This is a genomic window from Pseudomonas sp. RIT778, from assembly GCF_019718735.1.
Lineage (GTDB): Bacteria > Pseudomonadota > Gammaproteobacteria > Pseudomonadales > Pseudomonadaceae > Aquipseudomonas > Aquipseudomonas aphyarum.
Map to the genome: position 1 here is coordinate 93,594 of NZ_JAIHBA010000022.1, position 25,777 is coordinate 119,370.

23 protein-coding genes are annotated in these 25,777 nt (G+C 61.7%); 16 read left to right on the plus strand and 7 right to left on the minus strand.

Annotation, left to right across the window (positions count from 1 at the left end):
- Positions 1-147: 147 nt before the first annotated feature.
- The 4 genes from K5E37_RS16625 (at position 148) to gcvP (ending at position 6,445) form a co-directional block, all read left to right on the plus strand.
- Complete coding sequence (locus tag K5E37_RS16625; RefSeq protein WP_221534525.1) at positions 148-1,764, plus strand: iron ABC transporter permease; 1,617 nt, start codon at positions 148-150, stop codon at positions 1,762-1,764.
- 157 nt (positions 1,765-1,921) lie between these two features.
- A complete protein-coding gene (gene gcvT, locus K5E37_RS16630; protein ID WP_221534526.1) occupies positions 1,922-3,004 on the plus strand; it encodes a glycine cleavage system aminomethyltransferase GcvT in 1,083 nt (360 codons plus the stop codon).
- Positions 3,005-3,053: 49 nt separating this feature from the next.
- Positions 3,054-3,437 (plus strand): glycine cleavage system protein GcvH, encoded by a 384-nt coding sequence (gcvH, locus tag K5E37_RS16635; protein WP_085746742.1) that lies wholly within the window; start codon positions 3,054-3,056, stop codon positions 3,435-3,437.
- A 134-nt stretch (positions 3,438-3,571) separates the two neighbouring features.
- Positions 3,572-6,445 carry an aminomethyl-transferring glycine dehydrogenase gene (gcvP, locus tag K5E37_RS16640; RefSeq protein ID WP_221534527.1) on the plus strand — a complete coding sequence of 958 codons (2,874 nt, stop codon included), beginning with the start codon at positions 3,572-3,574 and terminating at the stop codon, positions 6,443-6,445.
- 55 nt (positions 6,446-6,500) lie between these two features.
- Here gcvP and K5E37_RS16645 read toward each other — a convergent pair whose 3' ends face one another.
- The 3 genes from K5E37_RS16645 to K5E37_RS16655 all read right to left on the minus strand — a co-directional run bounded on the left by K5E37_RS16645 (position 6,501) and on the right by K5E37_RS16655 (position 9,101).
- Positions 6,501-6,818, minus strand: coding sequence for a DUF2388 domain-containing protein (locus tag K5E37_RS16645; protein WP_007951791.1), 318 nt, complete (start codon positions 6,816-6,818; stop codon positions 6,501-6,503).
- Between the two features lie 69 nt (positions 6,819-6,887).
- The gene (locus K5E37_RS16650; RefSeq protein ID WP_221534528.1) at positions 6,888-8,672 is read right to left on the minus strand and encodes a GspE/PulE family protein; all 1,785 of its coding nucleotides are present in this window, start codon (positions 8,670-8,672) and stop codon (positions 6,888-6,890) included.
- Positions 8,673-8,762: 90 nt separating this feature from the next.
- Positions 8,763-9,101 carry a hypothetical protein gene (locus K5E37_RS16655; protein ID WP_221534529.1) on the minus strand — a complete coding sequence of 113 codons (339 nt, stop codon included), beginning with the start codon at positions 9,099-9,101 and terminating at the stop codon, positions 8,763-8,765.
- A gap of 126 nt (positions 9,102-9,227) precedes the next feature.
- Here K5E37_RS16655 and K5E37_RS16660 point away from each other — a divergent pair, with 126 nt between their 5' ends.
- Positions 9,228-9,698: an Lrp/AsnC family transcriptional regulator gene (locus tag K5E37_RS16660; RefSeq protein WP_007951785.1), complete on the plus strand. Its 471-nt coding sequence runs from the start codon at positions 9,228-9,230 to the stop codon at positions 9,696-9,698.
- A 141-nt stretch (positions 9,699-9,839) separates the two neighbouring features.
- On the opposite strand, the gene K5E37_RS16665 is transcribed toward K5E37_RS16660, so the two are convergent.
- Complete coding sequence (locus K5E37_RS16665) at positions 9,840-11,210, minus strand: inorganic triphosphatase (RefSeq protein ID WP_007951783.1); 1,371 nt, start codon at positions 11,208-11,210, stop codon at positions 9,840-9,842.
- Positions 11,211-11,366: 156 nt separating this feature from the next.
- Here K5E37_RS16665 and argE point away from each other — a divergent pair, with 156 nt between their 5' ends.
- Together argE and argA are read left to right on the plus strand one after the other, a co-directional pair.
- A complete protein-coding gene (gene argE, locus K5E37_RS16670) occupies positions 11,367-12,515 on the plus strand; it encodes an acetylornithine deacetylase (protein ID WP_221534530.1) in 1,149 nt (382 codons plus the stop codon).
- Between the two features lie 135 nt (positions 12,516-12,650).
- Positions 12,651-13,949: an amino-acid N-acetyltransferase gene (gene argA, locus K5E37_RS16675; protein WP_007951778.1), complete on the plus strand. Its 1,299-nt coding sequence runs from the start codon at positions 12,651-12,653 to the stop codon at positions 13,947-13,949.
- Between the two features lie 82 nt (positions 13,950-14,031).
- On the opposite strand, the gene tauA is transcribed toward argA, so the two are convergent.
- On the minus strand, positions 14,032-15,021 hold the full coding sequence (gene tauA / locus K5E37_RS16680) for a taurine ABC transporter substrate-binding protein (protein ID WP_085605994.1): 990 nt from the start codon (positions 15,019-15,021) through the stop codon (positions 14,032-14,034).
- A gap of 365 nt (positions 15,022-15,386) precedes the next feature.
- On the opposite strand from tauA, the gene K5E37_RS16685 reads away from it, so the two are divergent.
- The 8 genes from K5E37_RS16685 to K5E37_RS16720 all read left to right on the plus strand — a co-directional run bounded on the left by K5E37_RS16685 (position 15,387) and on the right by K5E37_RS16720 (position 22,687).
- A complete protein-coding gene (locus K5E37_RS16685; RefSeq protein ID WP_221534532.1) occupies positions 15,387-16,730 on the plus strand; it encodes an OprD family porin in 1,344 nt (447 codons plus the stop codon).
- Positions 16,731-17,037: 307 nt separating this feature from the next.
- Positions 17,038-17,676, plus strand: coding sequence for a peroxiredoxin (locus tag K5E37_RS16690; RefSeq protein WP_007951774.1), 639 nt, complete (start codon positions 17,038-17,040; stop codon positions 17,674-17,676).
- A 334-nt stretch (positions 17,677-18,010) separates the two neighbouring features.
- Positions 18,011-18,604 (plus strand): NADPH-dependent FMN reductase, encoded by a 594-nt coding sequence (gene ssuE / locus K5E37_RS16695; protein ID WP_011336454.1) that lies wholly within the window; start codon positions 18,011-18,013, stop codon positions 18,602-18,604.
- A gap of 90 nt (positions 18,605-18,694) precedes the next feature.
- The gene (locus tag K5E37_RS16700; protein WP_007953529.1) at positions 18,695-19,675 is read left to right on the plus strand and encodes a sulfonate ABC transporter substrate-binding protein; all 981 of its coding nucleotides are present in this window, start codon (positions 18,695-18,697) and stop codon (positions 19,673-19,675) included.
- Positions 19,676-19,700: 25 nt separating this feature from the next.
- On the plus strand, positions 19,701-20,849 hold the full coding sequence (gene ssuD, locus K5E37_RS16705; RefSeq protein ID WP_011336452.1) for an FMNH2-dependent alkanesulfonate monooxygenase: 1,149 nt from the start codon (positions 19,701-19,703) through the stop codon (positions 20,847-20,849).
- Between the two features lie 9 nt (positions 20,850-20,858).
- Positions 20,859-21,641, plus strand: a complete 783-nt coding sequence (gene ssuC, locus K5E37_RS16710; RefSeq protein WP_011336451.1) for an aliphatic sulfonate ABC transporter permease SsuC — start codon at positions 20,859-20,861, stop codon at positions 21,639-21,641.
- Complete coding sequence (gene ssuB / locus K5E37_RS16715) at positions 21,638-22,444, plus strand: aliphatic sulfonates ABC transporter ATP-binding protein (protein ID WP_221534534.1); 807 nt, start codon at positions 21,638-21,640, stop codon at positions 22,442-22,444. The genes ssuC and ssuB overlap by 4 nt, the downstream gene beginning before the upstream one ends.
- A gap of 27 nt (positions 22,445-22,471) precedes the next feature.
- Positions 22,472-22,687, plus strand: a complete 216-nt coding sequence (locus K5E37_RS16720; protein ID WP_007953520.1) for a molybdopterin-binding protein — start codon at positions 22,472-22,474, stop codon at positions 22,685-22,687.
- Between the two features lie 160 nt (positions 22,688-22,847).
- Here K5E37_RS16720 and K5E37_RS16725 read toward each other — a convergent pair whose 3' ends face one another.
- Positions 22,848-23,480, minus strand: a complete 633-nt coding sequence (locus tag K5E37_RS16725; protein WP_039765384.1) for a TetR/AcrR family transcriptional regulator — start codon at positions 23,478-23,480, stop codon at positions 22,848-22,850.
- A gap of 231 nt (positions 23,481-23,711) precedes the next feature.
- Positions 23,712-25,088, minus strand: coding sequence for a glutamine synthetase family protein (locus K5E37_RS16730; RefSeq protein ID WP_007953516.1), 1,377 nt, complete (start codon positions 25,086-25,088; stop codon positions 23,712-23,714).
- A 278-nt stretch (positions 25,089-25,366) separates the two neighbouring features.
- On the opposite strand from K5E37_RS16730, the gene K5E37_RS16735 reads away from it, so the two are divergent.
- The gene (locus K5E37_RS16735; protein ID WP_221534536.1) at positions 25,367-25,723 is read left to right on the plus strand and encodes a gamma-glutamyl-gamma-aminobutyrate hydrolase family protein; all 357 of its coding nucleotides are present in this window, start codon (positions 25,367-25,369) and stop codon (positions 25,721-25,723) included.
- The last annotated feature ends 54 nt before the right edge of the window (positions 25,724-25,777 follow it).

Genomic DNA, 25,777 nt, shown 5'->3' on the forward strand with positions numbered 1-25,777 from the left:
TTCAACTCGATATTGCAAGTCGCCGAATGATGTCCAGGCAACACGGTCAGTCCCCTCTCCCTCCGGGAGAGGGCTAGGGTGAGGGCAGCAATCCCCACTTGAAACACTCAGCTCAACAACACCACAAAATCCCTCAGAGACCCAAAAGTGGCCCACCCCGCCCAACGCCGCTGGTACCCCATCGTCTTCGCCATCGCCGCGTTGGTGCTGCTCCCCCTCAGCGTGCTCCTGCTCTCATGGCAAACCATCGATCACCAGATCTGGTCGCACCTCTGGGAAACCCAGATGCCACGCCTGCTGGGCAACACCCTGACACTGGTCTTCGGCGTAGGCATCGGCGTAACCCTGCTGGGCGTAAGCCTCGCCTGGCTCACCAGCCTCTGCGAATTCCCCGGGCGACGCTGGCTCGACTGGGCGCTGATGCTGCCGTTCGCAATCCCGGCCTACGTGCTGGCGTTCGTCTTCGTCGGCCTGCTGGACTTCGCAGGCCCCGTGCAAACCCTGCTGCGCGAATGGTTCGGCACCGGCCTGCGCCTGCCGCGAGTGCGCTCCACCGGCGGGGTGATTCTGGTGCTGGTGCTGGTGTTTTATCCCTACGTCTACCTGCTGGCGCGCACCGCGTTCCTGGCGCAGGGCAAGGGATTGATGGAAGCCGCGCGAGTACTCGGCCAGTCACCCTGGCAGGCATTCTGGCGCGTGGCATTGCCGATGGCTCGGCCGGCCATCGGTGCCGGCGTGGCGCTGGCACTGATGGAAACCCTGGCGGATTTCGGCGCGGTGTCGGTGTTCAACTTCGACACCTTCACCACCGCGATCTACAAGACCTGGTATGGCTTCTTCAGCCTGCCCAGCGCCGCGCAACTCGCCAGCCTGTTGCTGCTGGTGGTGATGCTGGTGCTGTACGGCGAACGTCGCGCGCGCGGTGCCAATCGGGCAAGTAATGAACGGCCACGGGTCAAGGCGCTCTACCACCTGCGTGGGCCCAAGGCCTGGGCGGCGACCGGCTGGTGCGGTCTGGTGTTTGCCTGCGCGTTTGTCATTCCGGTGCTGCAACTGGTGGTGTGGTTCTGGCAGCGCGGGCGATTCGATCTGGATGAGCGCTACGCGGGATTGATTCTGCACACCTTGTATCTGGGCGGCATGGCGGCGTTGATCACGGTCAGCGTGGCGATGTTGCTGGCGTTCGCCCGGCGCCTGGCGCCCACCCGGACGATCAATTCCGCCGTCGGTCTGGCCAATCTCGGTTATGCCTTGCCGGGCTCGGTGCTGGCGGTGTCGATCATGCTCGCGTTCAGTTATCTGGACCGGGAGCTGGTGATTCCGCTGTCCGGCTGGCTCGGCGGTGCGGGCAAGCCGCTGTTGCTGGGCAGTCTGGCGGCGTTGCTGTTGGCGTATCTGGTGCGGTTCGTGGCGGTGGCCTATGGGCCGCTGGAAAGCAGTCTGACGCGTATACGGCCATCTTTGCCTGAAGCGGCACGTAGCCTGGGCGTCAGCGGGCCGCGACTGTTTTTCAAAGTGTATCTGCCGTTGTTGCTGCCCGGCACGCTCAGCGCCGCGTTGCTGGTGTTCGTCGATGTGCTCAAGGAAATGCCCGCGACCCTGCTGATGCGCCCGTTTGGCTGGGACACGCTGGCGGTGCGGATCTTCGAAATGACCAGCGAAGGTGAATGGGCGAGGGCGTCGTTGCCGGCGCTGACCCTGGTGCTGGTCGGCTTGTTGCCGGTCATCGGACTTATTCGCCGTTCGGCGCATCGAAACACTTAGTCGTCAGTCCTGAATCATGCGGCTACAATGCGCGGCATTCGGTGCGGTCCGTCTGACAGACCCTGTCGCTAAAATCGGCTGAAAGCCCTTTTTTACAGGGCTTTCCGATCCGTGCAGCAGCGCTCCGCACCTTCGCCACGCCCGGAAGGAGAAACCCATGGGACAGCGTACGCCTCTGTATGACCTGCATCTCGCCCTCGGCGCGAAGATGGTCGATTTTGGCGGTTGGGACATGCCCCTGCATTACGGCTCACAGGTCGAGGAACACCATCAGGTGCGCCGCGATTGCGGGGTGTTCGATGTTTCCCACATGACCGTGATCGATGTCACCGGCCCCCAGGCCAAGGCCTGGCTCCAGCATTTGCTGGCCAATGACGTCGAACGCCTGCACAGCCCCGGCCGTGCGTTGTACAGCACCATGCTCAACGAGCGCGGCGGCATCGTCGACGACATGATCGTCTACCGCCTCGAGGACGGTTATCGTCTGGTGGTCAACGCTTCCACCCGCGATCAGGATCTGGCCTGGATGCAGGCACAGCTGGGCAGTTTCGATGTGCAAATGCACGAACGCTCCGAGCTGGCGATGCTCGCCATTCAAGGCCCCCATGCCCGGCACAGGATTGCCGAGCTGGTGACCCAGTCCCGCGCCAACCTGATCCAGATGCTCAAGCCTTTCGAGGGCTACGTCGACGGCGACTGGTTCATTGCGCGCACCGGCTACACCGGTGAGGACGGTCTGGAAATCGCCCTGCCGGCCGATCAGGCTCCCGGATTTTTCAACGATCTGGTGGGCGCAGGTATTTCCCCCATCGGCCTTGGTGCCCGCGACACGTTGCGGGTCGAAGCCGGCATGAACCTTTACGGTCAGGACATCCACCAAGACGTTTCGCCACTGGCCTCGAACATGGCCTGGAGTATCGCCTGGGAACCGGCCACGCGCCGGTTCATCGGTCGCGACGCGCTGGAAGCGGAAAAAACCGCCGGCGTGCAGCACAAACTGGTCGGTCTGGTGCTTGAGGAACGCGGGGTTTTGCGGGCCCATCAGGTGGTTCGTATCGCTGATGTTGGCGAAGGGGAGATCACCAGTGGTAGTTTCTCTCCTACGCTTAGCAAGTCGATTGCCCTGGCGCGTGTACCGATGGCGACTGCCGACCGCGCCGAAGTGGAAATCCGTGGCAAGTGGTATCCGGTACGAGTGGTCAAACCGACCTTTGTCCGTCACGGCAAAACCTTGATCTAAACCTTTTCCGGCGGGCACGACCGCTGACAATTTCTTGAGGACACCGAGCATGAGCAACATCCCAGCTGAACTGCGTTTTGCCGAAAGTCATGAATGGGCGCGTCTGGAAGCCGACGGCACCGTCACCGTGGGCATCAGCGATCACGCCCAGGAAGCGTTGGGTGATGTGGTGTTTGTCGAGCTGGCAGAAGTGGGCAAGGTGTTCGCCGCCGGTGATGCTGCCGGTGTCGTCGAGTCGGTGAAGGCTGCTTCCGACATCTATTCCCCGGTCGGTGGCGAAGTGATTGCCGTCAACGAAGACCTGGCCAACGCGCCGGAAGAGCTGAACAACGATCCGTACGCCGCGTGGATCTTCAAGCTCAAGCCAAGCGACAAGGCCGAGCTGGACAAGCTGCTCGACGCTGCCGGCTACAAGGCTGCCATCGGCGAATAAGCTGCAGGCGAGACCCCAAAGCCCCGACCCGTCGGGGCTTTTTTCTGCCCGGGACTTTTGCCGTCGGGGTGGCTGCTATGCTGGTTTGACCGTGTTGCATTGACGCCGAGCCGCCAGCCAAGAGAGAGCCCGTCATGTCCCAGTTGCCATCCTTGAGCCAGTTACGCGATCCCCATGCCTTTCTGCGCCGCCACCTCGGCCCCGATGCCGCCGAGCAACAGGCGATGCTCGACAGCCTCGGCCTCGGCAGCCGGGTCGAACTGATCGAACAGACCGTGCCGCCGGGCATTCGCCTCAACCGCGAGCTGGACCTGCCGCCGGCGCTGGACGAACAGGCGGCGCTGGCAAAGTTGCGCGGTTATGCCGAGCAGAACCAGGTCTGGACCAGCCTGATCGGCATGGGCTACCACGGCACCCTGACCCCGACCGTCATCCTGCGCAACGTGCTGGAAAATCCCGGCTGGTACACCGCCTACACGCCTTATCAACCGGAAATCGCCCAGGGCCGGCTCGAAGCGTTGCTCAACTTTCAGCAACTGACCATCGACCTCACCGGCCTTGAACTGGCCAATGCTTCGCTGCTCGATGAAGCCACCGCTGCGGCGGAAGCCATGGCCCTGGCCAAGCGCGTGGCGAAGTCGAAAAGCAATCTGTTCTTCGTCGACGAAAACTGTCATCCACAAACCATTTCCGTGGTGCAGACCCGCGCCGAAGGCTTCGGCTTCGAGCTGATCGTCGACGCTGTGGATAACTTGAAGCAGCACCAGGTGTTCGGCGCACTGCTGCAATACCCCGACACCCACGGCGAAGTCCGCGACCTGCGTCCACTGATCGATCACCTGCACGCGCAGCAGGCGCTGGCCTGCGTGGCGGCCGATCTGCTCAGTCTGTTGCTGCTGACCCCGCCGGGCGAACTGGGTGCCGACGTGGTGTTCGGTTCATCCCAGCGCTTCGGTGTGCCGATGGGTTACGGCGGCCCGCACGCGGCGTTTTTCGCCAGTCGCGAGGAATACAAACGGGCGATTCCCGGCCGGATCATCGGTGTGTCGAAAGATGCCCGTGGCAACGTCGCGCTGCGTATGGCCCTGCAAACCCGCGAACAGCACATTCGCCGGGAGAAGGCCAATTCGAACATCTGCACCGCCCAGGTGCTGCTGGCCAACATCGCCAGTTTCTATGCGGTCTATCACGGCCCGGAAGGTCTGAAACGAATCGCCCAGCGTGTGCACCGGCTGACCTGCATTCTCGCCGCCGGGCTCGAACGCCATGGCATAAAACGGCTGAACGAACACTTCTTCGACACCCTCACGCTGGACGTGGGCGGCGCGCAAACCGCGATCATCGAAAGCGCCCAGGCCGCGCAGATCAACCTGCGAATTCTCGGTCGTGGCCAACTGGGTCTGAGCCTCGACGAGGCCTGTGATGAAAGCACCGTGGCCAGACTGTTCGATGTGCTGCTGGGCGCCGATCACGGTTTGAGCGTCGATGATTTGGACGCCGAAACGCTGACCTCCGGCATTCCCGACACGCTGCAACGCAGCACGCCTTACCTGCGTCACCCGGTGTTCAACGCCCACCACAGCGAAACCGAGATGTTGCGCTACCTCAAGCAGTTGGAGAACAAGGATCTGGCGCTCAACCAGTCGATGATCCCGCTGGGCTCCTGCACCATGAAACTCAACGCCACCAGCGAGATGATCCCGATCACCTGGCCGCAATTCGCGAATCTGCACCCGTTCGTGCCCCGGGAGCAGGCGGTCGGTTACACTCTGATGATCGAGGAGCTTGAGCGCTGGCTGTGCGCGATCACCGGGTTCGATGCGATCTGCATGCAACCCAACTCCGGCGCCCAGGGCGAGTACGCCGGGTTGCTGGCAATCCGCAAATATCACGAGAGCCGCCAGCAGGGCGGACGGGATATCTGCCTGATTCCTTCTTCGGCCCACGGCACCAACCCGGCCTCGGCGCAGATGGCCGGGATGCGCGTGGTGATTGTCGAGTGTGACGACGCCGGCAACGTCGATCTGGAGGACTTGAAAGCCAAGGCGTCCGAGGCCGGGGACAAGCTGTCGTGCCTGATGGCGACCTACCCGTCGACTCATGGCGTGTACGAGGAAGGCATCAGCGAAATCTGCGAAGTTATCCACAAGCACGGCGGCCAGGTGTACATGGACGGCGCCAACCTCAACGCTCAGGTCGGGCTGGCGCGGCCGGCGGACATCGGCGCCGACGTGTCACACATGAACCTGCACAAGACGTTCTGCATTCCCCACGGCGGAGGCGGGCCGGGCATGGGGCCGATTGGCGTGCGTGCGCATCTGGCGCCGTTCGTTGCCAACCATCCGGTGATTCCGATCGACGGGCCGCAACCGCAGAACGGAGCGGTCAGCGCCGCACCGTGGGGCAGCGCGAGCATTCTGCCGATCAGCTGGATGTACATCGCGATGATGGGGCCGCAACTGGCGGATGCCAGTGAGGTGGCGATCCTCGCGGCGAATTACCTGGCGCAGCATCTGTCCGGTGCTTTCCCCGTTCTGTACAGCGGTCGCAACGAGCGGGTCGCCCACGAATGCATTCTGGATCTGCGCCCGCTGAAAGCGCAGACCGGCATCAGCGAAGAAGACGTCGCCAAGCGCCTGATGGATTACGGCTTCCACGCGCCGACCATGTCGTTCCCGGTGCCGGGCACCTTGATGGTCGAGCCGACCGAGAGCGAGTCCAAGGCCGAACTGGATCGGTTCATCGGCGCGATGCTGAGCATCCGCGCAGAAATCACCGAGGTGCAGAACGGCAACTGGCCGGCCGAGGACAACCCGCTCAAACGGGCGCCGCATACCCTGGCCGATATCACCGGCGTGTGGGAGCGGCCGTACAGCATCGAGCAGGGCATCACGCCGGATGTGCACACGAAGGCGCACAAATATTGGCCGGCGGTGAACCGGGTCGATAACGTCTACGGTGACCGCAACCTGTTCTGCGCCTGCGTGCCGGTGGACGATTACCGCTGAACCGCGGGCAAAAAAATGCCGCTCGTGTGAGCGGCATTTTTGTCTGTCCGGAAGGTTATTCCGACGCCACGGCGTTCTTCGCCAGGATCGCGTTCGCCAGTTCCATGTCCGTTGCCTGCAGGCCAGGGTTGTCGGCGCGGACTTTCTGCATCGCGGCTTCCAGGTACGGGCCACGGATGCCGCCGTCGCTGGCGACGAAGCTGCCGGCGTCGTCCTGGGCGGCAACGATCAGTTTGTGATCCTTGAAGGTCAGGTAGGTCGAGCCGGTGGTGGCACCGGACGAAATGACGTTACGCCAAAAGCTGTCGGCCATTGCCGAACCGACGGGCAGAGACAGCAGGGCAAGGGTGGCGACAGCAAGTTTGAGACGCATGTTGGGTGACTCCACTGGTGTTGAATAACCGGTTGGATCGCCGTTTCCCCGATCCGGTTCCGTGAGCGGCTATTTCTGCTCGCTCTGTGGCGTCACCCGCAGCACTTCCTCAAGGGTTGTCAGCCCCGCAGCAACTTTCTGCGCGCCGGACAATCGCAGGCTGCGCATGCCTTCCTTGAATGCCTGACGACGGATCGCGGTGAGATCGGTGTCGGGGCTGATCAAGGCCTTGAGGCTGTCGCTCAGTTGCATGATTTCGTAGACCCCGGCGCGGCCGTGATAACCGGTGTCGCGGCACTCCAGGCAACCGATGGCCCGTTGCGCATTGCCCGGCAGCGGCGCCTGCCACGGTCGGGTCAGGGTTTGCCAGTCTTCTTCATCAAGTGTCAGCGGCGCCTTGCAGTGCGGGCACAGTGTTCGCACCAGTCGTTGCGCCATCACACCGAGCACGGTGGCCTTTATCAGGTAATGCGGCACGCCGAGTTCCAGCAGACGGCTGATGGCGCTCGGCGCATCGTTGGTGTGCAGGGTCGAGAGCACCAGGTGCCCGGTCAGCGCGGCCTGAATCGCCATTTCTGCGGTTTCCAGGTCGCGGATCTCGCCGATCATGATGATGTCCGGGTCTTGTCGCATCAGCGCTCGCACGCCGGCGGCGAACGTCAGGTCGATGTTGTGCTGGACCTGCATCTGGTTGAAGGCCGGCTCGACCATCTCGATCGGGTCTTCGATGGTGCAGAGGTTGACCTCGGGCGTCGCCAGCTTTTTCAGCGTGGTGTACAGCGTGGTGGTCTTGCCGGAACCGGTCGGCCCGGTGACCAGGATGATGCCGTTGGGCTGGCGGGTCATGTCCTGCCAGCGCCGCAGGTCGTCGGCGGAAAAACCCAACTGATCGAAATCCTTGAGCAGCACCTCCGGGTCGAAGATCCGCATCACCATTTTTTCGCCGAACGCAGTGGGCAGCGTCGACAGGCGCAACTCAACCTCTCCGCCGTCCGGGGTCTTGGTCTTGACCCGGCCGTCCTGGGGTTTGCGCTTCTCGGCGACGTTCATCCGGCCAAGGCTTTTCAGGCGACTGACAATGGCCATCGTCACCTGCGGCGGAAATTGATAGACGTTGTGCAGCACGCCGTCGATGCGAAAACGCACCGTGCCTTGCTCGCGCCGGGGTTCGATGTGGATATCGCTGGCCCGCTGCTGGAAGGCGTACTGGAACAGCCAGTCGACGATGTTGACGATGTGCGCGTCGTTGGCGTCCGGCTCCTGATCGCTGGCGCCGAGGTTGAGCAGTTGTTCGAAGTTGCCGAGGTTGCCGCTTTGCGCATCGGCATTGCTGGCGCCGCTGACCGATTTGGCGAGACGAAAGAATTCGACGCTGAAACGCTGAATGTCCGACGGGTTGGCCACCACCCGTTTGATCGGCAGTTTCAGGACGTGAGTCAGATCCGCCTCCCAGCCGCTGACATAGGGCTGGGCGCTGGCCACGGTCACCGCGTCTCGGTCGACCGATACCGCGAGGATCTTGTGGCGCTGGGCGAAGGCATAGGACATCAGCGGCGTGACGGCGGCGACGTTGATCTTCAGCGGATCGATCCGCAGGTACGGCTGGCCGGCCTGCTGCGCTAGCCAGAGGGTCAGGCTTTCCAGGTCGAGGTGTTTGCCCGGACGGCTGAGATCGTCCAGTTGCTGGCTGGCGATGAATTCCAGCGGATGCTTCTGGCCATGGGCGGCATGCCGACGCCGGGCATTCAGCGCCTGCTCGGCCGAGTCCTGGCAGATGAACCCCTGGGCGACCAGTTCACGCAGTACCTCATTGAGATCCAGCCAGCGGTCCTGAGTGGCGAGTTGAACGGACATGCGGGCTCCTTTTGAACGACAGTGCGCAAAGGATAGTCGTGGCCCCGCCGACCGTTGGGCCACTACCCGACGAAGACGTTTCGGTTCTTGTCAGCCGGCCGCCTGCGTCGGCGCATCCCACGCCTCGTCGGGGTTCTGCAGGTTCACCGAGCAGACGCTGATCAGGTTACGAAGTTTTTCCGCGATCACTTGGGCGCGGTGCCAGCTCAGGCGGCTCATGACGATGTCGATCGACAGCAGATCGTCCAGCCGCTGGACATTCACCTGTTCCGGGGTGAGGCACTGCAAGGCGAACAGGTTCAGCACCCGCACCAGCAAATCCGGCTCGGCCTCGGCCAGGATCTGGTACTGCGCAAGGCAATGGGCGTTGCTGGCGTTCCACACATCGGCACGGGGCGCAGGGGTGTTGACGGCTTCGAGGTGTGGCATGGCAGGTCTCCGGAATCAGTGGAGGAATTTTTACATCCGATGCCGGGCATTTCTTGTCTAAGATGAGCTCATCAGGCGGTTGATTGGGTGAATCAATTCGCTATTGGCTTCCTTTGAGGATTATTTATGCACAGCGAGCTGGACAGCTACGACCGGCGCATTCTCGCCCTGCTGCAAGAGGACGCTTCCTTGTCCAGCGCACAGATCGCCGAACAGGTTGGCCTGTCGCAGTCGCCGTGCTGGCGGCGGATTCAGCGGATGAAGGAGGAGGGGATCATTCGTGGCCAGGTGACTTTGCTCGATCGCAAGAAGATCGGCCTGAACACGCAGATCTTCGCCGAGATCAAACTCAACGCACACGGTCGTTCGAACTTCACTGAGTTCACCGAGGCGATTCGCGGTTTTCCCGAAGTGCTGGAGTGTTACGTGCTGATGGGGGCGGTGGATTTTCTGTTGCGGATTGTCGCGGCGGACATCGAGGCGTATGAGCGGTTCTTCTTCGAGAAGCTGTCGCTGGTGCCGGGGATTCAGGAAGTGAACTCGATTGTGGCGCTGTCGGAGATCAAGTCGACGACGAGCCTGCCGGTACTGCGCTGATTTGATGATCGTTCCCACGCTCCGCGGGGAATGCAGCCCGGGACGCTCCGCGTCCCAAAGCGGACGCAGAGCGTCCATTGAGGCATTCCCACGCAGACGGTTCGACGTGGGAACGATCACAGTCTGCTGGCGATGGCGGTGTTACATGCGCAGCAGCATTTTCCAGGCGCGATTCTGGTACACCGCAATCGCCTGATGCTTGCGCGCATCGAGCAATTCGTCGGTGATGGTCGGCTCGTTGGCCAGTTGCGCCAGTTTGTTCAGCTCGCCGTACAGGCGATCCATTTCCGGGATTTCCAGCACGTTGCGCGCGTGGTGCAGCCAGACCTGGATGCGTTCGATGCGTGGCAGTTGCTCGGCCAGATCTTCCGGCTGCTGCTGATAGCGCTGCAGTTGCAGCGAAGTGGCTTCTTCGCCCAGCAGGCGCGGCAGCCAGCTTTGCAACTGCGCGGCACCCTGGCGATTGCCACGGGTGTTGCGGTCAGCCGTCCAGGTGCGCGCCAGCAACCAGCGCGAAGCGTTCAGCGAGAACAGGCCCCAGCGCGGATCTTCCAGTTCTTCGAGGAACTGCTCCGGCGCGGCTTTACGCACGTCTTCGTCTTCGATGCCAACCTGGACCAGCGGACGCCAGTCTTCCAGCAGGGCATCGAGGGCAACGCGCAAGTCGTGGGTCGACGGACGCGGTGCGGCCTGGCCGAGGCTGCTCAGCAGGGCGCGCATTTCCGCGAGGTTCTCGACCCAGTCCTGCAGCAGGCGCCAGTGGCCGTTGAAGCGATACTGTTCGGCCAGACGTTGGCTGCTGCCGAGCAAGTGCCAGGCCAGGGCGGCGAAGGCGTCGTCCAGCGGGGTTTCAGCAGTGATGGCCGGCGCCGGCAGGCTCAGCGAGTAACTGTTGGCGTCGTACAGACGGTAGCCGCGCTCGGCCTTGCTGATGTCGCACGGCATCAGGGCCAGGGTTTCGGCCAGCTCGGCGGCCAGTTCCAGCAGCGCGGCAGGTTCGCCTTCGCGCAGTTCCAGTTCCAGCTCGCAGATTTCTTCTTTCTGCTTGCCGACCACCACGTGGCCCAGGTCCAGCGCGGCTTCGATGACCACTTTGGTCTTGCCACGGCCCCAGGCGATTTCGGCGCGCTCGCGGACGAAATCGGTGGTGAAGATCGGCTTCAGGGTTTTCTTGTCCAGCTCAGCGAGGGACTCGGGCCAGCATTCGCCGTCGAGTTTCTTCACGTCGAGCTTGGCTTTGGGCAGGTTCCAGTCGTACTCGTTACGCTCGGACAGACCGGCAACGCTCTGGCCACGGGTCTTGAGGGTCTGAATCACTTCTTCGCCGTCCTTGCGCAGGCGCAGGGCAACCTTGGCCCGGGCCAGGTCACGCTCGGGCGTGTCGAAGTACTGATTCATCAACTCACGGCGTTCCCAGCCACTTTTGTTGCGTTTTTTCAGGAGAGGGTGCTCGCGCAGGGCGGCGAGGGTTTCGCGGCTGACGCGGAGTTTGATTTCGGTTTCTTTCTGCATGGCCGGAAAATCCAGGATCGGGAGCGCAGCCGGGGGAATGTGTGGCTGCCAAGGCCGTGCAGTGTACAGGACTGAACCTTCCTACGCTTTGCGGCGGTTTATTCTCGGCGCCGGATGGTTCTATGATGAACCTCAATCCGGGAGTTGGAGTCAGCGATGCCTTTGCCGTCCATGCAAGACCAGTTCGCTGCACTGATCGCCGCGCCGTCGGTCAGTTGCACTCAGCCGCGGCTCGATCAGTCCAACCGGGCGGTGATCGATCTGCTCGCGGGCTGGCTCGGCGATCTGGGTTTCAGCTGCGACATCCAGCAGGTCAGCCCCGGCAAATTCAACCTGCTTGCCAGTTTTGGCAGCGGCCCCGGCGGGCTGGTGCTGGCCGGTCACAGCGACACGGTGCCATACGACGATGCGCTGTGGAAAACCGATCCGCTGAAACTCACCGAAATCGACGGCCGCTGGGTCGGTCTCGGCAGTTGCGACATGAAAGGCTTTTTCGCCCTGATCATCGAAGCCGTGCAGCCGCTGCTCGACCAACCGTTCAAGCAACCGCTGCTGATCCTCGCCACCTGCGATGAAGAAAGCTCGATGTCCGGTGCCCGGGCGCTGGCCGAAGCGGGGCGACCGCTGGGCCGGGCGGCGGTGATCGGTGAGCCGACCGGGCTCAAGCCGATCCGCATGCACAAGGGCATCATGATGGAACGCATCGATATCCTCGGACAGAGCGGCCATTCGTCGGATCCGCGCCTGGGACACAGCGCCCTCGAAGCGATGCACGATGCCATCGGCGAACTGCGCGGCCTGCGCCTGCTGTGGCAGCGTGAATTCAACAACCCGCAGTTCAGCGTGCCGCAGCCGACCATGAACTTCGGCTGCATCCACGGTGGCGACAACCCCAACCGCATCTGCGGCCAGTGTTCGCTGGAGTTCGACCTGCGGCCGCTGCCGGGGATGGACCCCAAGCTCTTGCGCAGCGAGATTCTGCGCAGGCTCAACCCGGTCGCCGAACGCCATCAGGTGAAGATCGATTATGCGCCGCTGTTTCCCGAAGTGCCGCCGTTCGAGCAGGCCGAGGACGCCGAGCTGGTGCGAATTGCCGAAAAACTCACCGGCCACACGGCCGAAGCGGTAGCGTTCGGCACCGAAGCGCCTTATCTTCAGCGCCTTGGCTGCGAAACCATCGTGCTCGGCCCCGGCGACATCGCCTGTGCGCACCAGCCGGACGAGTACCTCGAAATGTCACGTTTGCAGCCTACCGTGCATCTATTGCGGCAGTTGATCGAACATTACTGTCTCAAAGCTGTATAAATTGCCCAAACACCCACCCGTATTCATGAGGAGAGCGCGCGTGTCGCCAAGCCTGTTCCGACGATAACCATCAGCCCGCTGTGCGTTTTCCGTTTCGCCCCTTTTCCGGCTGCTATTTATTACAGGCCCAGGTTCATGCCCGAATACGTCAATTGGCTTCGCCACGCGTCTCCCTATATCAATGCTCACCGCGATTGCACCTTCGTCGTCATGCTTCCGGGCGACGGCGTGGAGCATCCGAATTTCGGCAACATCGTCCATGACATCGTGCTGCTGCACAGCCTCGGCGTGCGGCTGGTACTGGTTCATGGTTCCCGTCCGCAGATCGAAACCCGCCTCGCCGCCCGCGGCCTGACTCCGCATTACCACCACGGCATGCGCATCACCGATGCCGCGACGCTGGAGTGCGTGATCGACGCGGTCGGCCAACTGCGCATCGCTATCGAAGCGCGGCTGTCGATGGACATGGCCTCCTCGCCGATGCAGGGCTCGCGTCTGCGGGTGGCCAGCGGCAACCTTGTGACGGCGCGGCCGATCGGCGTGCTGGAAGGCGTCGACTACCACCACACCGGCGAAGTGCGCCGGGTCGACCGCAAAGGCATCAACCGCCTGCTCGACGAGCGCTCCATCGTGCTGCTGTCGCCGCTGGGTTATTCGCCGACCGGTGAGATCTTCAACCTGGCCTGCGAAGACGTCGCCACCCGCGCCGCCATCGATCTGGGCGCAGACAAGCTGCTGCTGTTCGGTGCCGACCTCGGTCTGATCGACGAAAACGGCAAACTGGTGCGCGAGCTGCGCCCGCAACAGGTGCCGGCGCATTTGCAGCGTCTGGGCAGCAATTATCAGGCGGAACTGCTGGATGCCGCCGCCGAAGCCTGCCGTGGCGGCGTGGCGCGCAGCCACATCGTCAGTTATGCCGAGGACGGCGCGCTGCTGACCGAACTGTTCACCCGTGACGGTGGCGGTACGCTGGTGGCCCAAGAGCAATTCGAACTGGTGCGCGAGGCGGCGATTGAAGACGTCGGTGGCTTGCTGGACCTGATCAGCCCGCTGGAAGAGCAGGGGATTCTGGTGCGCCGTTCCCGCGAAGTGCTGGAACGTGAAATCGAGCAGTTCAGCGTGGTCGAGCGTGAAGGGATGATCATCGCCTGTGCGGCGCTGTATCAGATTGCCGATTCGGATGCCGGCGAGCTGGCGTGCCTGGCGGTGAACCCCGAGTATCGCCATGGCGGTCGCGGCGACGAATTGCTCGAGCGCATCGAGACCCGTGCCCGGGCGCAGGGCCTGAAGACCCTGTTCGTCCTTACCACCCGTACCGCCCACTGGTTCCGTGAGCGCGGTTTCGAGCCGAGCAGCGTCGAGCGCCTGCCGGCGGCGCGGGCTTCTCTCTATAACTATCAGCGCAATTCGAAGATCTTCGAAAAGTCTCTGTGATGTAACGCCCTCATCGCGAGCAGGCTCGCTCCCCCAAAGGTTCACTGAGCCTGTGTGGGAGCGAGCTTGCTCGCGATAGCGTTTATTCGGTTACAAACTTCGCACTGACATAAGGCGAGTAGTCAGGCAAAACGCTTTCGACCTTGCCCTGTTCCTTCAAGAATTTCGCCGTCTCACCAATCGCCTTCGCCGTGCCGCCGTCCAGCAGCGCCGTGGTTTGTTGCGCCTTGGCGTCCGGGAAGGCCGAACCGGCAAGCAATTCCGGAACGTCGGCAGCATTGGCACCGGTCAGTTTGGCGATTTTCTGTACAGGCACCGAGTCGGCCGTCCAGCTGTCTTTATGGGCGGCGTAATCAGCGAACGAGTCCAGAGTCACCTTGGCGAATTTGGCCACGACTTCAGGATGCTTCTCGGCAAAGTCCTTGCGTGCGACCCAGACTTCGAAGGTCGGCGCGCCCCACTGGCCAACCTGCGCGGCATCGGTCAGGGTCTTGCCGGTCTTGCGGATTTCACCCAGCGCCGGCGACCAGACAAAAGCGCCGTCGATGTCGCCACGTTTCCAGGCGGCCGCGATTTCTGCGGGTTGCAGGTTCACCACTTTGACTTTCGAGGTGTCCAGGCCCCAGTGCTTGAGCGCACCGAGCAGGCTGTAGTGGGAGGTGGAAACGAACGGGGTGGCGATGGTCTTGCCGATCAGGTCTTCGGGCTTGTTGATACCGCTGCCGTTACGCACCACCAAGGCTTCGGCGGCATTGATCTGCGCCGAGACGATGAAGGCAACGATCGGCAGATTGCGCGAGGCGGCGGCCGCCAGCGGGCTGGAGCCGAGGTTGCCGATCTGCACATCGCCGGAGGCAATGGCTGTCACAACTTCCGGGCCACTGTTGAACCGGCGCCAGTCGATCTTCTCGCCGATGGTCTTCTCGTAGATGCCGTCGGCCTGGGGGACTTTGCTCGGGTCGATACCGGTCTGGTAGCCCACGGTGAGGTTGGCTGCATGGGCTGAAAAAGAAATCAGCGCCGACACACAAACTGTAACAAATTGACTAGATAGTGCGCGTTTGGCCATCATGGCGTCGCCTTTTTGATAGGGATTGACGAATCGGGGTTGCGTCAAAGCTAATCGATCTAAAAAAAGGCTAACAAATACCATTTAGTAATGAGCTTAGTCGCCGATACGCTGTATCCCGGTGCAGATGGCCATTACAGGGCCATATAGCTTAATGGTATGAAAAAGAATGAATAAATTCTTTTTGGGTTTATCAGGAAGTCTTTACCCTGCAGGGACCAAATAACTGCGATTAGACCTTGGTCGTAGACACACAAGGTTACGATTGACTTGTCAGTCACGGTCTGGCGCTAATCGCGCATCTTAGGATCCAGGGGCATCAGACCCCGGACCAGGAACACAAGAATTAGAAACGAGAGGAGCGAAACATGAACAAGTCCACCTTGGCCCTGGCCGTGGCCGTAGGGGTTTTGGCGCAGCAGGCAGGCGCCGCCGGTTTCATCGAAGACAGCAAGGCCACCTTGGGGCTGCGTAACTTCTACATCAACACTGACAACCGCGATGGCACTGGCCCAAACAAGAACGAAGAGTGGGGCCAAGGCTTCGATCTGCGTTTCATCTCCGGCTACACCCAAGGCACCGTAGGCTTCGGTATCGACGCCATCGGCCTGCTGGGCGTGCGTCTGGATTCGGGCGGCGGCACCAACGGCAACAGCGGCACCGCTTACGGCGGCACTGTGTTCCCGAGCGAGTCCAACGGTAAAGCCGTAGACAACTTCTCCAGCCTGGGTCTGACTGCCAAAGCCAAGATCTCCCAGACTGAACTGAAGCTGGGTACCCTGCAGCCGAAGAACCCGGTCATCGTGACCAACGACGGTCGTCTGCTGCCACAAACCTGGCAGGGCGGCCAGATCACTTCCGGCGAAATCAAGGACCTGACTCTGGTCGGTGGTCAGATCGAAGCCGTGAAAGGCCGTAACTCCAGCAACAACGAAAACCTGTCCATCAGCGGTGCAAACACCCGTGGTACTGGCTTCCGTGACAGCAACAAGTTCATCTACGCCGGTGGTGACTACAAGATCACCAAAGACCTGACTGCTCAGTACTACTACGGCAACCTGGAAGACTTCTACAAGCAGCACTTCCTGGGTCTGGTACACAACTGGGCCATCGGCCCGGGCGTATTGAAGTCTGACTTCCGTTACTTCAACAGCTCCGACGACGGCAAGAACGGCACTGATCCTGCGTACTTCAGCACCGGTAACTACACCGGCGTGCGCAACGGTCGTGGCGAAGTCGACAACAACCTGTACAGCGGCCTGTTCCTGTACACCGTTGAAGGTCACACCTTCGGTGGCGGTTACCAGGTTTCCAACGGCAGCTCCGACTTCCCTTGGCTGAACCAGGGCGACGGTTCGTCGAACTACACCATCACCGACATGCAGATCCAGAAGTTCGGCCGTGCCGGCGAGAAAACCTGGCAAGCTCGCTACTCGTATGACTTCGCCAAAGTCGGCGTACCTGGCCTGACCGCCGGTGTGGTTTACCTGAAAGGCGATTCGATCGACACCGTTGGCACCAACGGTCGCGAAAGCGCTTCGAACCGTTCCGAGTGGGAACGCGACTTCACCATCGGTTACGTCGTACCGGAAGGTCCGTTCAAGAACGTCGGCCTGATGTGGAAAAACGCTGTATGGCGCACCGACCTGCCGAACACCCGTTCGCAGGACGAAAACCGCCTGATCGTCAGCTACTCGATCCCGCTGCTGTAATAGCGCGCTCCTGCACTGATGTAAAAAACCGATGTAAAAAAGCCCCGTCCGGCATCGCGCCGGACGGGGCTTTTGCGTTTTCGGGTCCGGCTCACCCCCGTAAGCCTTTCCCGATGTTCCCCTCTTTACAGCAACTCAAGGCCTTCTCGAACCTTGAGGGCGATGTTCGTCGCGATGCTGCGGGACGTCCAGTGAACAGATGTTTAATATTCAATAAAGATATAAATATCTAGTTATTTATTCTTTTTCAGAAGATCGAATCCCGAGCTACAGTTGAGGTCTCCAACAACTCATCAGGAGCCGCACCATGAGCCTCAGACTTGGCGATATCGCCCCCGATTTCGAACAGGATTCCAGCGCCGGCAAGATTCGTTTCCACGAATGGCTGGGCGATAGCTGGGGCGTGCTGTTTTCCCACCCGGCGGACTTCACTCCGGTCTGCACCACCGAGCTGGGCTTCACTGCCAAGCTCAAGGACGAGTTCACCCAACGTGGCGTAAAAGCCATTGCACTGTCGGTCGACCCGGTGGACTCGCACCACAAGTGGATCGAGGATATCAACGAAACCCAGAACACCATCGTCAACTTCCCGATCCTGGCCGATGCCGATCGCAAGGTGTCCGATCTGTACGATCTGATCCACCCGAACGCCAACGACACCCTGACCGTGCGTTCGCTGTTCGTGATCGATCCGAACAAGAAGATCCGCCTGACCATCACCTACCCGGCGAGCACCGGGCGCAACTTCCACGAGATCCTGCGGGTGATCGATTCGCTGCAGCTCACCGACAACTACAAGGTGGCCACCCCGGCCAACTGGCAGGACGGTGAAGAGGTGGTGATCGTGCCGTCGCTCAAGGACGAAGACGAAATCAAGCAACGCTTTCCGAAGGGCTACCGCGCGGTGAAACCGTACCTGCGCCTCACCCCACAACCCAACAAGTGATCTGGCATATCTCGTTCCCACGCTCTGCGTGGGAATGCCGCCCGTGACGCTCTGCGTCACAGTGGACGCGGAGCGTCCATGGATTCATTCCCACGCAGAGCGTGGGAACGATCATCAGTGCTTGGGGGCGATCAGCAAAAACCACGATGCAGGGTTTCAGGCCGTTTTCACGGCCTGTTTTTTTTGCCGCAAGAAAGTGAAATGCATATCTCCATAAAGAATAACCAAATGAATAAATATGATTTATGGATATATGAATCAGCTGGTAAGGTCACTGACATCGAAGCGAGATCGCAACCCGCGAATCGCCTGTAACGCGCAAGGAATCGTCTGAATGCTGGTCGTCTCACTCGGTGGCAGTCCCAGTCAACGTTCCCGCTCCGGGGTGTTGCTGGAGCGCTCGCAACGCTGGTTGCAGCAGCAAGGGGTGGAAGTGGTGAGTTATCAGGTGCGGGACTTCCCGGCCGAAGACCTGCTCCACGCCCGCTTCGACAGCCCGAAGGTGCTCGACCTGCTGCAACAGATTGAAAACGCCGATGGCCTGCTGATCGCCACGCCGGTGTACAAGGCGTCGTTTTCCGGCGCCCTGAAGACCGTGCTGGATCTGCTGCCCGAGCGTGCGCTGAACCACAAGATTGTCCTGCCGATGGCTACCGGCGGCAGCATCGCCCACATGCTGGTGGTCGATTACGCCCTCAAGCCTGTGCTGTCGGCGTTGAAGGCCCAGGAAATGCTGCAAGGGATTTTTGCCGAGGACAGCCAGATCGCCTACGGCGAAGGCAGTGCCCAGGCGCAGCTGGCGCCGGCCCTGGAGCAGCGGCTGCATGAAGCGCTGGACCAGTTTGTCAGCGCCATGGCCCGCCGGCCCAAGCCGCTGGAGCCGGGGCTGTTGAACGAACGTTTGTTGAGTGCTCGCTGGAGCATTTGAAGCTTCACCCGCATTTGAAGTACTCACCTTACTCCGCCGCCAACGGCCAAGCAGGTGCAGCCAAAACCCAACAGCAAAAAGGAGAGCGCTATGCGCACTGTATTTTTGCGTCGTGGTCTGGTCGCTCTGTTTGCTGCGGCTGTGTCCTTCGGCGCCATCACTCAAGCTCAGGCCGAGACGCTAAGAATCGGTTATCAGAAATACGGCACGCTGGTGCTGCTCAAAGCCAAAGGCACTCTGGAAAAGCGTCTCGCTGCTCAAGGCGTCGACGTGCAATGGACTGAATTCCCCGGCGGCCCGCAACTGCTGGAAGGCCTGAACGTCGGCTCGATCGACTTCGGCGTCACCGGCGAAACCCCGCCGGTCTTCGCTCAGGCTGCCGGTGCCGATCTGCTCTACGTGGCCTACGAGCCACCAGCGCCGAACAGCGAAGCGATCCTGGTGCCGAAAGATTCGCCGATCAAATCGGTGGCGGATCTCAAGGGCAAGAAAGTCGCCCTGAACAAAGGCTCCAACGTCCACTATCTGCTGGTGCGTGCGCTGGAAGACGCCGGCCTCAAGTACACCGACATTCAAACCGTGTTCCTGCCGCCGGCCGATGCCCGTGCCGCTTTCGAACGTGGCAGCGTCGACGCCTGGGTCATCTGGGATCCGTACCAGGCCGCCGCCGAGAAACAACTGCAAGCGCACACCCTGCGTGACGGCAAAGGCATCGTCGACAACCACCAGTTCTACCTGGCGACCAAACCCTACGCACAGAAAAATCCCGAGGTGATCAAGACCCTCGTGGAAGAAGTGCGCGCCGTTGGCGAATGGTCCAAGGCCAACCCGGAAGACGTGACCCAACAAGTGTCGCCGCTGCTCGGCCTGCCGGCAGACATCACCCTGACCTCGGTGAAACGTCAGGGCTACGGCGCGCTGTTCCTGACCCCGGAAGTGGTCGCCGCACAACAGAAAATCGCCGACACCTTCTACCAGCTCAAGCTGATTCCCAAGCCGTTGAGCATCAAGGACGTGATCTGGACCCCACCGGCCGCTGTGGCCCAAAGCTCGGTCACCCAAGCCCAGTAAATCGAATCCCCAAGGAGACCACTCCATGAGCCTCAACATCTTCTGGTTCCTGCCAACCCACGGCGACGGCCATTACCTTGGCACCGCCGAAGGCGCCCGCGCCGTCGACCACGGCTATCTGCAACAGGTCGCGCAAGCGGCGGATCGACTGGGTTTTGGCGGCGTGCTGATTCCCACCGGCCGTTCCTGCGAGGACTCGTGGCTGGTGGCGGCCTCGCTGATCCCGGTGACTCAGCGTCTGAAGTTTCTGGTCGCCCTGCGCCCCGGGATCATTTCCCCGACGGTGGCGGCGCGTCAGGCGGCAACGCTGGATCGCCTGTCCGGTGGCCGTGCGCTGTTCAACCTGGTGACCGGTGGCGATCCTGAAGAGTTGGCCGGCGACGGTCTGTTCCTCGATCACGAAGCGCGCTATCAGGCCTCGGTGGAATTCACCCGGATCTGGCGTCGGGTGCTGGAAGGCGAAACCGTGGATTACGACGGCGAGCACATCAGCGTGAAGGGCGCCAAATTGCTCTATCCGCCGATCCAGCAACCGCGTCCGCCGCTGTATTTCGGTGGCTCGTCGGAAGCCGCGCAGGATCTGGCCGCCGAACAAGTGGAAATGGTCCTGACCTGGGGCGAGCCGCCCGCCGCTGTTGCCGAGAAGATTGAACAGGTGCGCGCCAAGGCCGCCAAGCTCGGCCGTACCGTGCGCTTCGGCATTCGTCTGCATGTGATCGTGCGGGAAACCAACGCCGAAGCCTGGCAAGCGGCAGATCGCCTGATTTCTCATCTGGATGACGACACCATCAAACGTGCCCAGGCATCGCTGGCGCGGTTCGATTCGGTGGGCCAGCAACGCATGGCCGCGCTGCACGGTGGCAGCCGCGACAACCTCGAAGTCAGCCCGAACCTGTGGGCCGGCGTCGGTCTGGTGCGCGGCGGTGCCGGTACCGCGCTGGTTGGCGACGGCCCGACCGTGGCGGCGCGCGTGAAGGAATACGCGGATCTGGGCATCGATACCTTCATCTTCTCCGGTTATCCACACCTCGAAGAGTCGTATCGGGTGGCCGAGCTGCTGTTCCCGCACCTCGACGTCGAGCGTCCGGAATTGCCGAAAAGCGCAGGTTACGTCAGCCCGTTCGGCGAGATGGTGGCCAACGACATTCTTCCCAAAGCCGCGTCCCAGAGCTGAGGCGCCGCCATGAAGAAATTTATCCACAGCCTCGCGCCCTGGGCGTTGCCGGTGTTGTTGCTGGCGGTGTGGCAGTTGTCGGTGTCGGCGGGTTGGCTGTCGACGCGGATTCTGCCGGCGCCGGTGGCGGTGATCGAAGCCGGCGTCAGCCTGGTGCGCAGCGGCGAAATCTGGACGCACCTGGCAATCAGCGGCTGGCGCGCCGCGCTGGGGTTCACCATCGGTGGCAGCATCGGTCTGGTGCTGGGCTTCATCACCGGCCTGTCGAAGTGGGGTGAACGCCTGCTCGACAGCTCGGTGCAGATGATCCGCAACGTGCCGCACCTGGCGCTGATTCCGCTGGTGATCCTGTGGTTCGGCATCGATGAGTCGGCGAAGATTTTCCTGGTGGCATTGGGCACCTTGTTCCCGATCTACCTCAACACCTATCACGGCATCCGCAACGTCGACCCGGCGCTGGTGGAGATGGCGCGCAGTTATGGCCTGTCCGGTTTCAGCCTGTTCTGGCAGGTGATTCTGCCGGGCGCGCTGCCCTCGATTCTGGTCGGTGTGCGCTTCGCCCTGGGCTTCATGTGGCTGACGCTGATCGTGGCGGAAACCATCTCTGCCAGCTCCGGCATCGGTTACCTGGCGATGAATGCCCGCGAGTTCTTGCAGACCGACGTGGTGGTGCTGGCGATTCTGCTGTACGCGGTGCTCGGCAAGCTGGCCGACCTCGCGGCCCGTGGCCTTGAGCGTGTGTGGTTGCGTTGGCATCCGGCGTATCAAGTGGCGAAAGGAGGTGCGGCATGACCGCTCAACAACCTCCACGCCTGCTGCGCGGGATTCCGCTGGCGGTGCGCAATCTGCAAAAGACCTTCGGCTCGCGGCAGGTACTGCGTGACATCGATCTGCACATTCCGGCGGGGCAATTCGTCGCGGTGGTCGGGCGCAGCGGATGCGGTAAAAGCACGTTGCTGCGCTTGCTCGCCGGCCTCGATCAACCCACCGGCGGCGATCTGCTCGCCGGGGCCGCACCGCTCAGCGATGCGCGGGATGACACGCGGTTGATGTTCCAGGAAGCGCGGCTGCTGCCGTGGAAAAAGATCATCGACAACGTCGGGCTCGGCCTCAAAGGCAACTGGCGTCCACAAGCCTTGCAGGCGCTGGATGCAGTCGGCCTCGCCGATCGCGCCAATGAATGGCCGGCGGCGTTGTCCGGTGGGCAGAAGCAGCGCGTGGCGCTGGCCCGGGCGCTGATTCATCAACCGCGTCTGTTGCTGCTCGACGAGCCGCTGGGCGCGCTGGATGCGCTGACCCGGATCGAGATGCAGCAACTGATCGAACGTCTCTGGCAACAGCATGGTTTCACCGTGTTGCTGGTGACCCACGACGTCAGCGAAGCGGTGGCGATTGCCGACCGGGTGATTCTGATCGAGGACGGCGAAGTCGGCCTCGACCTGCAAGTGGAGCTGCCGCGCCCTCGGGTCCGCGGCTCCCATCGCCTGGCGGCGCTGGAAACCGAAGTGCTCAACCGTGTGTTGTCCCTGCCCGGCGAACCGCCGGCGCCGGAACCCGTTTCACCCTTGCCTACGCAACTGCGTTGGGCTCAATAACTCAAGCAAACGACAGGAATCAATGCCATGACTATCAAAGCCATCAACGTACGCAACCAGTTCAAAGGCGCGATCAAGGAGATCGTTCTCGGCGACGTGCTGTCGGAAATCGACGTGCAGACCGCTTCCGGCATCGTCACGTCGGTGATCACCACCCGTTCGGTCAAGGAGCTGGAACTGGAGGTCGGCAGCGAAGTGATCGCCTTCGTGAAATCCACCGAGGTGTCCATCGCCAAGTTGTAAGGGCGTGGGACAAAAACAACCCCGAAGGGTGTGAGCCCTTCGGGGTTTTTTGTTGATCGTTCCCACGCTCCGCGTGGGAATGCCTCTTGGGACGCTCCGCGTCCAGTGACGCGGAGCGTCACGGGCTGCATTCCCACGCAGAGCGTGGGAACGATCATCGCTAGAGAATTCGCTTGGGCAAATAGGGCGGCAGATACAGCCCGATATAGGCATCGAACACCCGCATGCCTTCCTCGGCCATGCGCGGGGTGATCTGCCCGTGCTGTTGCACCGAGCGGGCGTAGACGCGGTCGCCCAGTTCCATGGCCAGCGCGAACACGTCGACGTCATCCGGCAGTCGCGGCAGTTCGAAATGATGGTCGAACAGCTTGTGCATCAGGTCGCCGAGTTCGAGGTCGTGCTGACGGTCGGCCTGAGTGACTTCGGTGAGGCCGTGCTGCGCGAGAATGAGCTGGCGGGCGGCGGCATCCTCGCCGTAGATCTCGAGCATGCGCTCTTCGACCAGCCGCGACAGGTCGCGCCAGTCGCGCAGGGCATCGTGATCGATCGGCGCTTGCAGGCAGGCGCGGAAGGCCGCGTGTACATCGGCCGTCAGGGCTTCGAGCAGCGCCGGGACGCTGGCGAAGAAGTGGTAGACCGAAGAGGGCGGAATCTGTGCGCGCTCGGCCACGCTGTAGATCGACAGGCTCGCCACGCCCTCGGCGGCCAGCAGCGTGCGCGCGGCGTCGAGTATCGAATCGATCCGCGCCTGACTGCGGGCACGGGGTTTGCGGACGGGGGCGGGACGCGTCATGAAAGTCTCCTGCGGGGCAGCGGGCATTGTACGAGCCGGCTCTTGTGTTGTCTTGTCGGCCGCTTTCGGGAGCAAGCCCCCTCCCACGGGGTATCTCCTGTGAGATGAAATTTTCTGTTCGCAGGAGATTCACTGTGGGAGCGGGCTTGCTCGCGAACCGCCGCAGGCGGCCATAAAAAAACGCCGCTGGCTGCGATAGCCGACGGCGTTCTTTTTGGCGCTGCAATCCGCTTAAACGGTGTGCAGGTACCAGTTGTACTCGAGGTCGGAGATGGAGTGTTCGAACTCCTCCAGCTCGCTCTCTTTGCAGGCGACGAAGATATCGATGTATTTCGGATCGATGTACTTGGCCATCACCTCGCTGTCGTCCAGCTCGCGCAGGGCATCGCGCAAGTTGTTCGGCAGGCTCTGCTCGTTCTGCTCGTAGCTGTTGCCTTCGACCGGAGCGCCCGGTTCGATCTTGTTGACCAGACCGTGGTGCACGCCCGCCAGCACCGAAGCCATCAGCAGGTACGGGTTGGCGTCGGCGCCGGCAACGCGGTGTTCCAGACGGACCGCGTCGGCGGAGCCGGTCGGTACGCGCAGGGCCACGGTGCGGTTGTCCAGGCCCCAGCTCGGCGAGTTCGGCACGTAGAACTGTGCGCCGAAACGGCGGTAGGAGTTGACGTTCGGGCAGAGGAAAGCCATCTGCGCGGGCAGGGTCTCGAGCACACCGCCGATCGCGTGACGCAGCGCGGCGTTCTGCTCGGGATCCTCGCTGGCAAAAATGTTTTTGCCTTCTTTGTCGAGAACCGAAATGTGGACGTGCAGACCGTTGCCTGCCTGGCCAGGGTACGGCTTGGCCATGAAGGTGGTGTCCATTTCATGGTCGTAGGCGATGTTCTTGATCAGACGCTTGAGCAGGACCGCGTAATCGCACGCCTTGATCGGGTCGGCGACGTGGTGCAGGTTCACTTCGAACTGCGCCGGGGCGCTTTCCTTGACGATGGCGTCGGCCGGGATGCCTTGCTCTTTGGCGCCTTCCAGAATGTCCTGGAGGCAGTCGACGTATTCGTCGAGGTCGTCGATCAGGTAAACCTGGGTCGAATGCGGGCGTTTGCCGGAGATCGGCGAGCGTGGCGGCTGAGGGCGGCCGTTCACGTTTTCCTGGTCGATCAGGTAGAACTCGAGTTCGAACGCTGCGCAGATGGTCAGGCCGAGCTCGTCAAACTTTGCAACAACTTGACGGAGCACTTCGCGCGGGTCGGCGAAGAAAGGGTCACCTTCGAGTTCGTGCATGGTCATCAACAGTTGCGCGGTCGGGCGCTTCTGCCATGGCTCGTTGCACAGGGTATCGGGGATTGGATAGCAGATACGGTCGGCGTCGCCGATGTCCAGGCCCAGGCCGGTGCTTTCCACCGTCGAACCATTGATATCCAGAGCAAATAGAGAGGCCGGCAGGTTGATGCCTTTCTCGTAAACCTTGTGGAGGCTGGTGCGTTCGATGCGCTTGCCGCGCACCACACCATTCATATCCGCAATCAGAAGGTCAACGTACAGAACCTCAGGATGTTCCTTAAGGAACGCGTTCGCTTCGTTAAGCTGAACGGCACGCGGGGGTACCGACATGATGCAACACCTTTGTTGTTAAAAATATCAATCATTGATCTTTTCTGGTTTCAGTCAACCCGAACGGCCTGCCGAAGTCAAGCGAGGCCTTTTCTGCCCTGAAAAAGCGCCACGAGGGCATTTATGGGGCACTTTGGGGCATTTTTTTATCCGTGAAGGACGCCCCACCCGCAGGCTTGAGCAGGCCGTGTTGTATTTTTTACGGGGGTGTTGTGTAAAAAAATGAACAAGGCTAAGCTCGGATCAAACCCATAACAGCAATAATACCGGGGTGCTTCATGTCTCGCCTGCCGTTAATCGGCGTCACCGACTGCTCTTTGCAGTCCGGTCTGCATGCTTATCACATCAGTGGCGACACGTCCGTCCGCAGCGCGGCCCGCAAGGCCTGCAACGTGCCAGCGATCTCCCTGCCCATGGCAGATCGAGCGGCAGCGTCCGATATTCTGGACGTGTGCGAGGGCATCCTCTTTAGCGGTTCTCCTTTCAATATAGATCTCTTTCCTGCTCCCGGCCTGCACCGCGTCCGTCGCCGTGCCCGTGATTCTGCACGCCCGGGATGTGCACAGGAAATGCAACGCCAGCGTAAAGGGCAGGTAAGCTCCTCCTTCATTGTCTATGCGCGGTGCCGGGCGTAAGCCGGCACTGCGCGCAAGCAAGGCCCTTTAACGCGACGCCCCGTGCGTCAAACT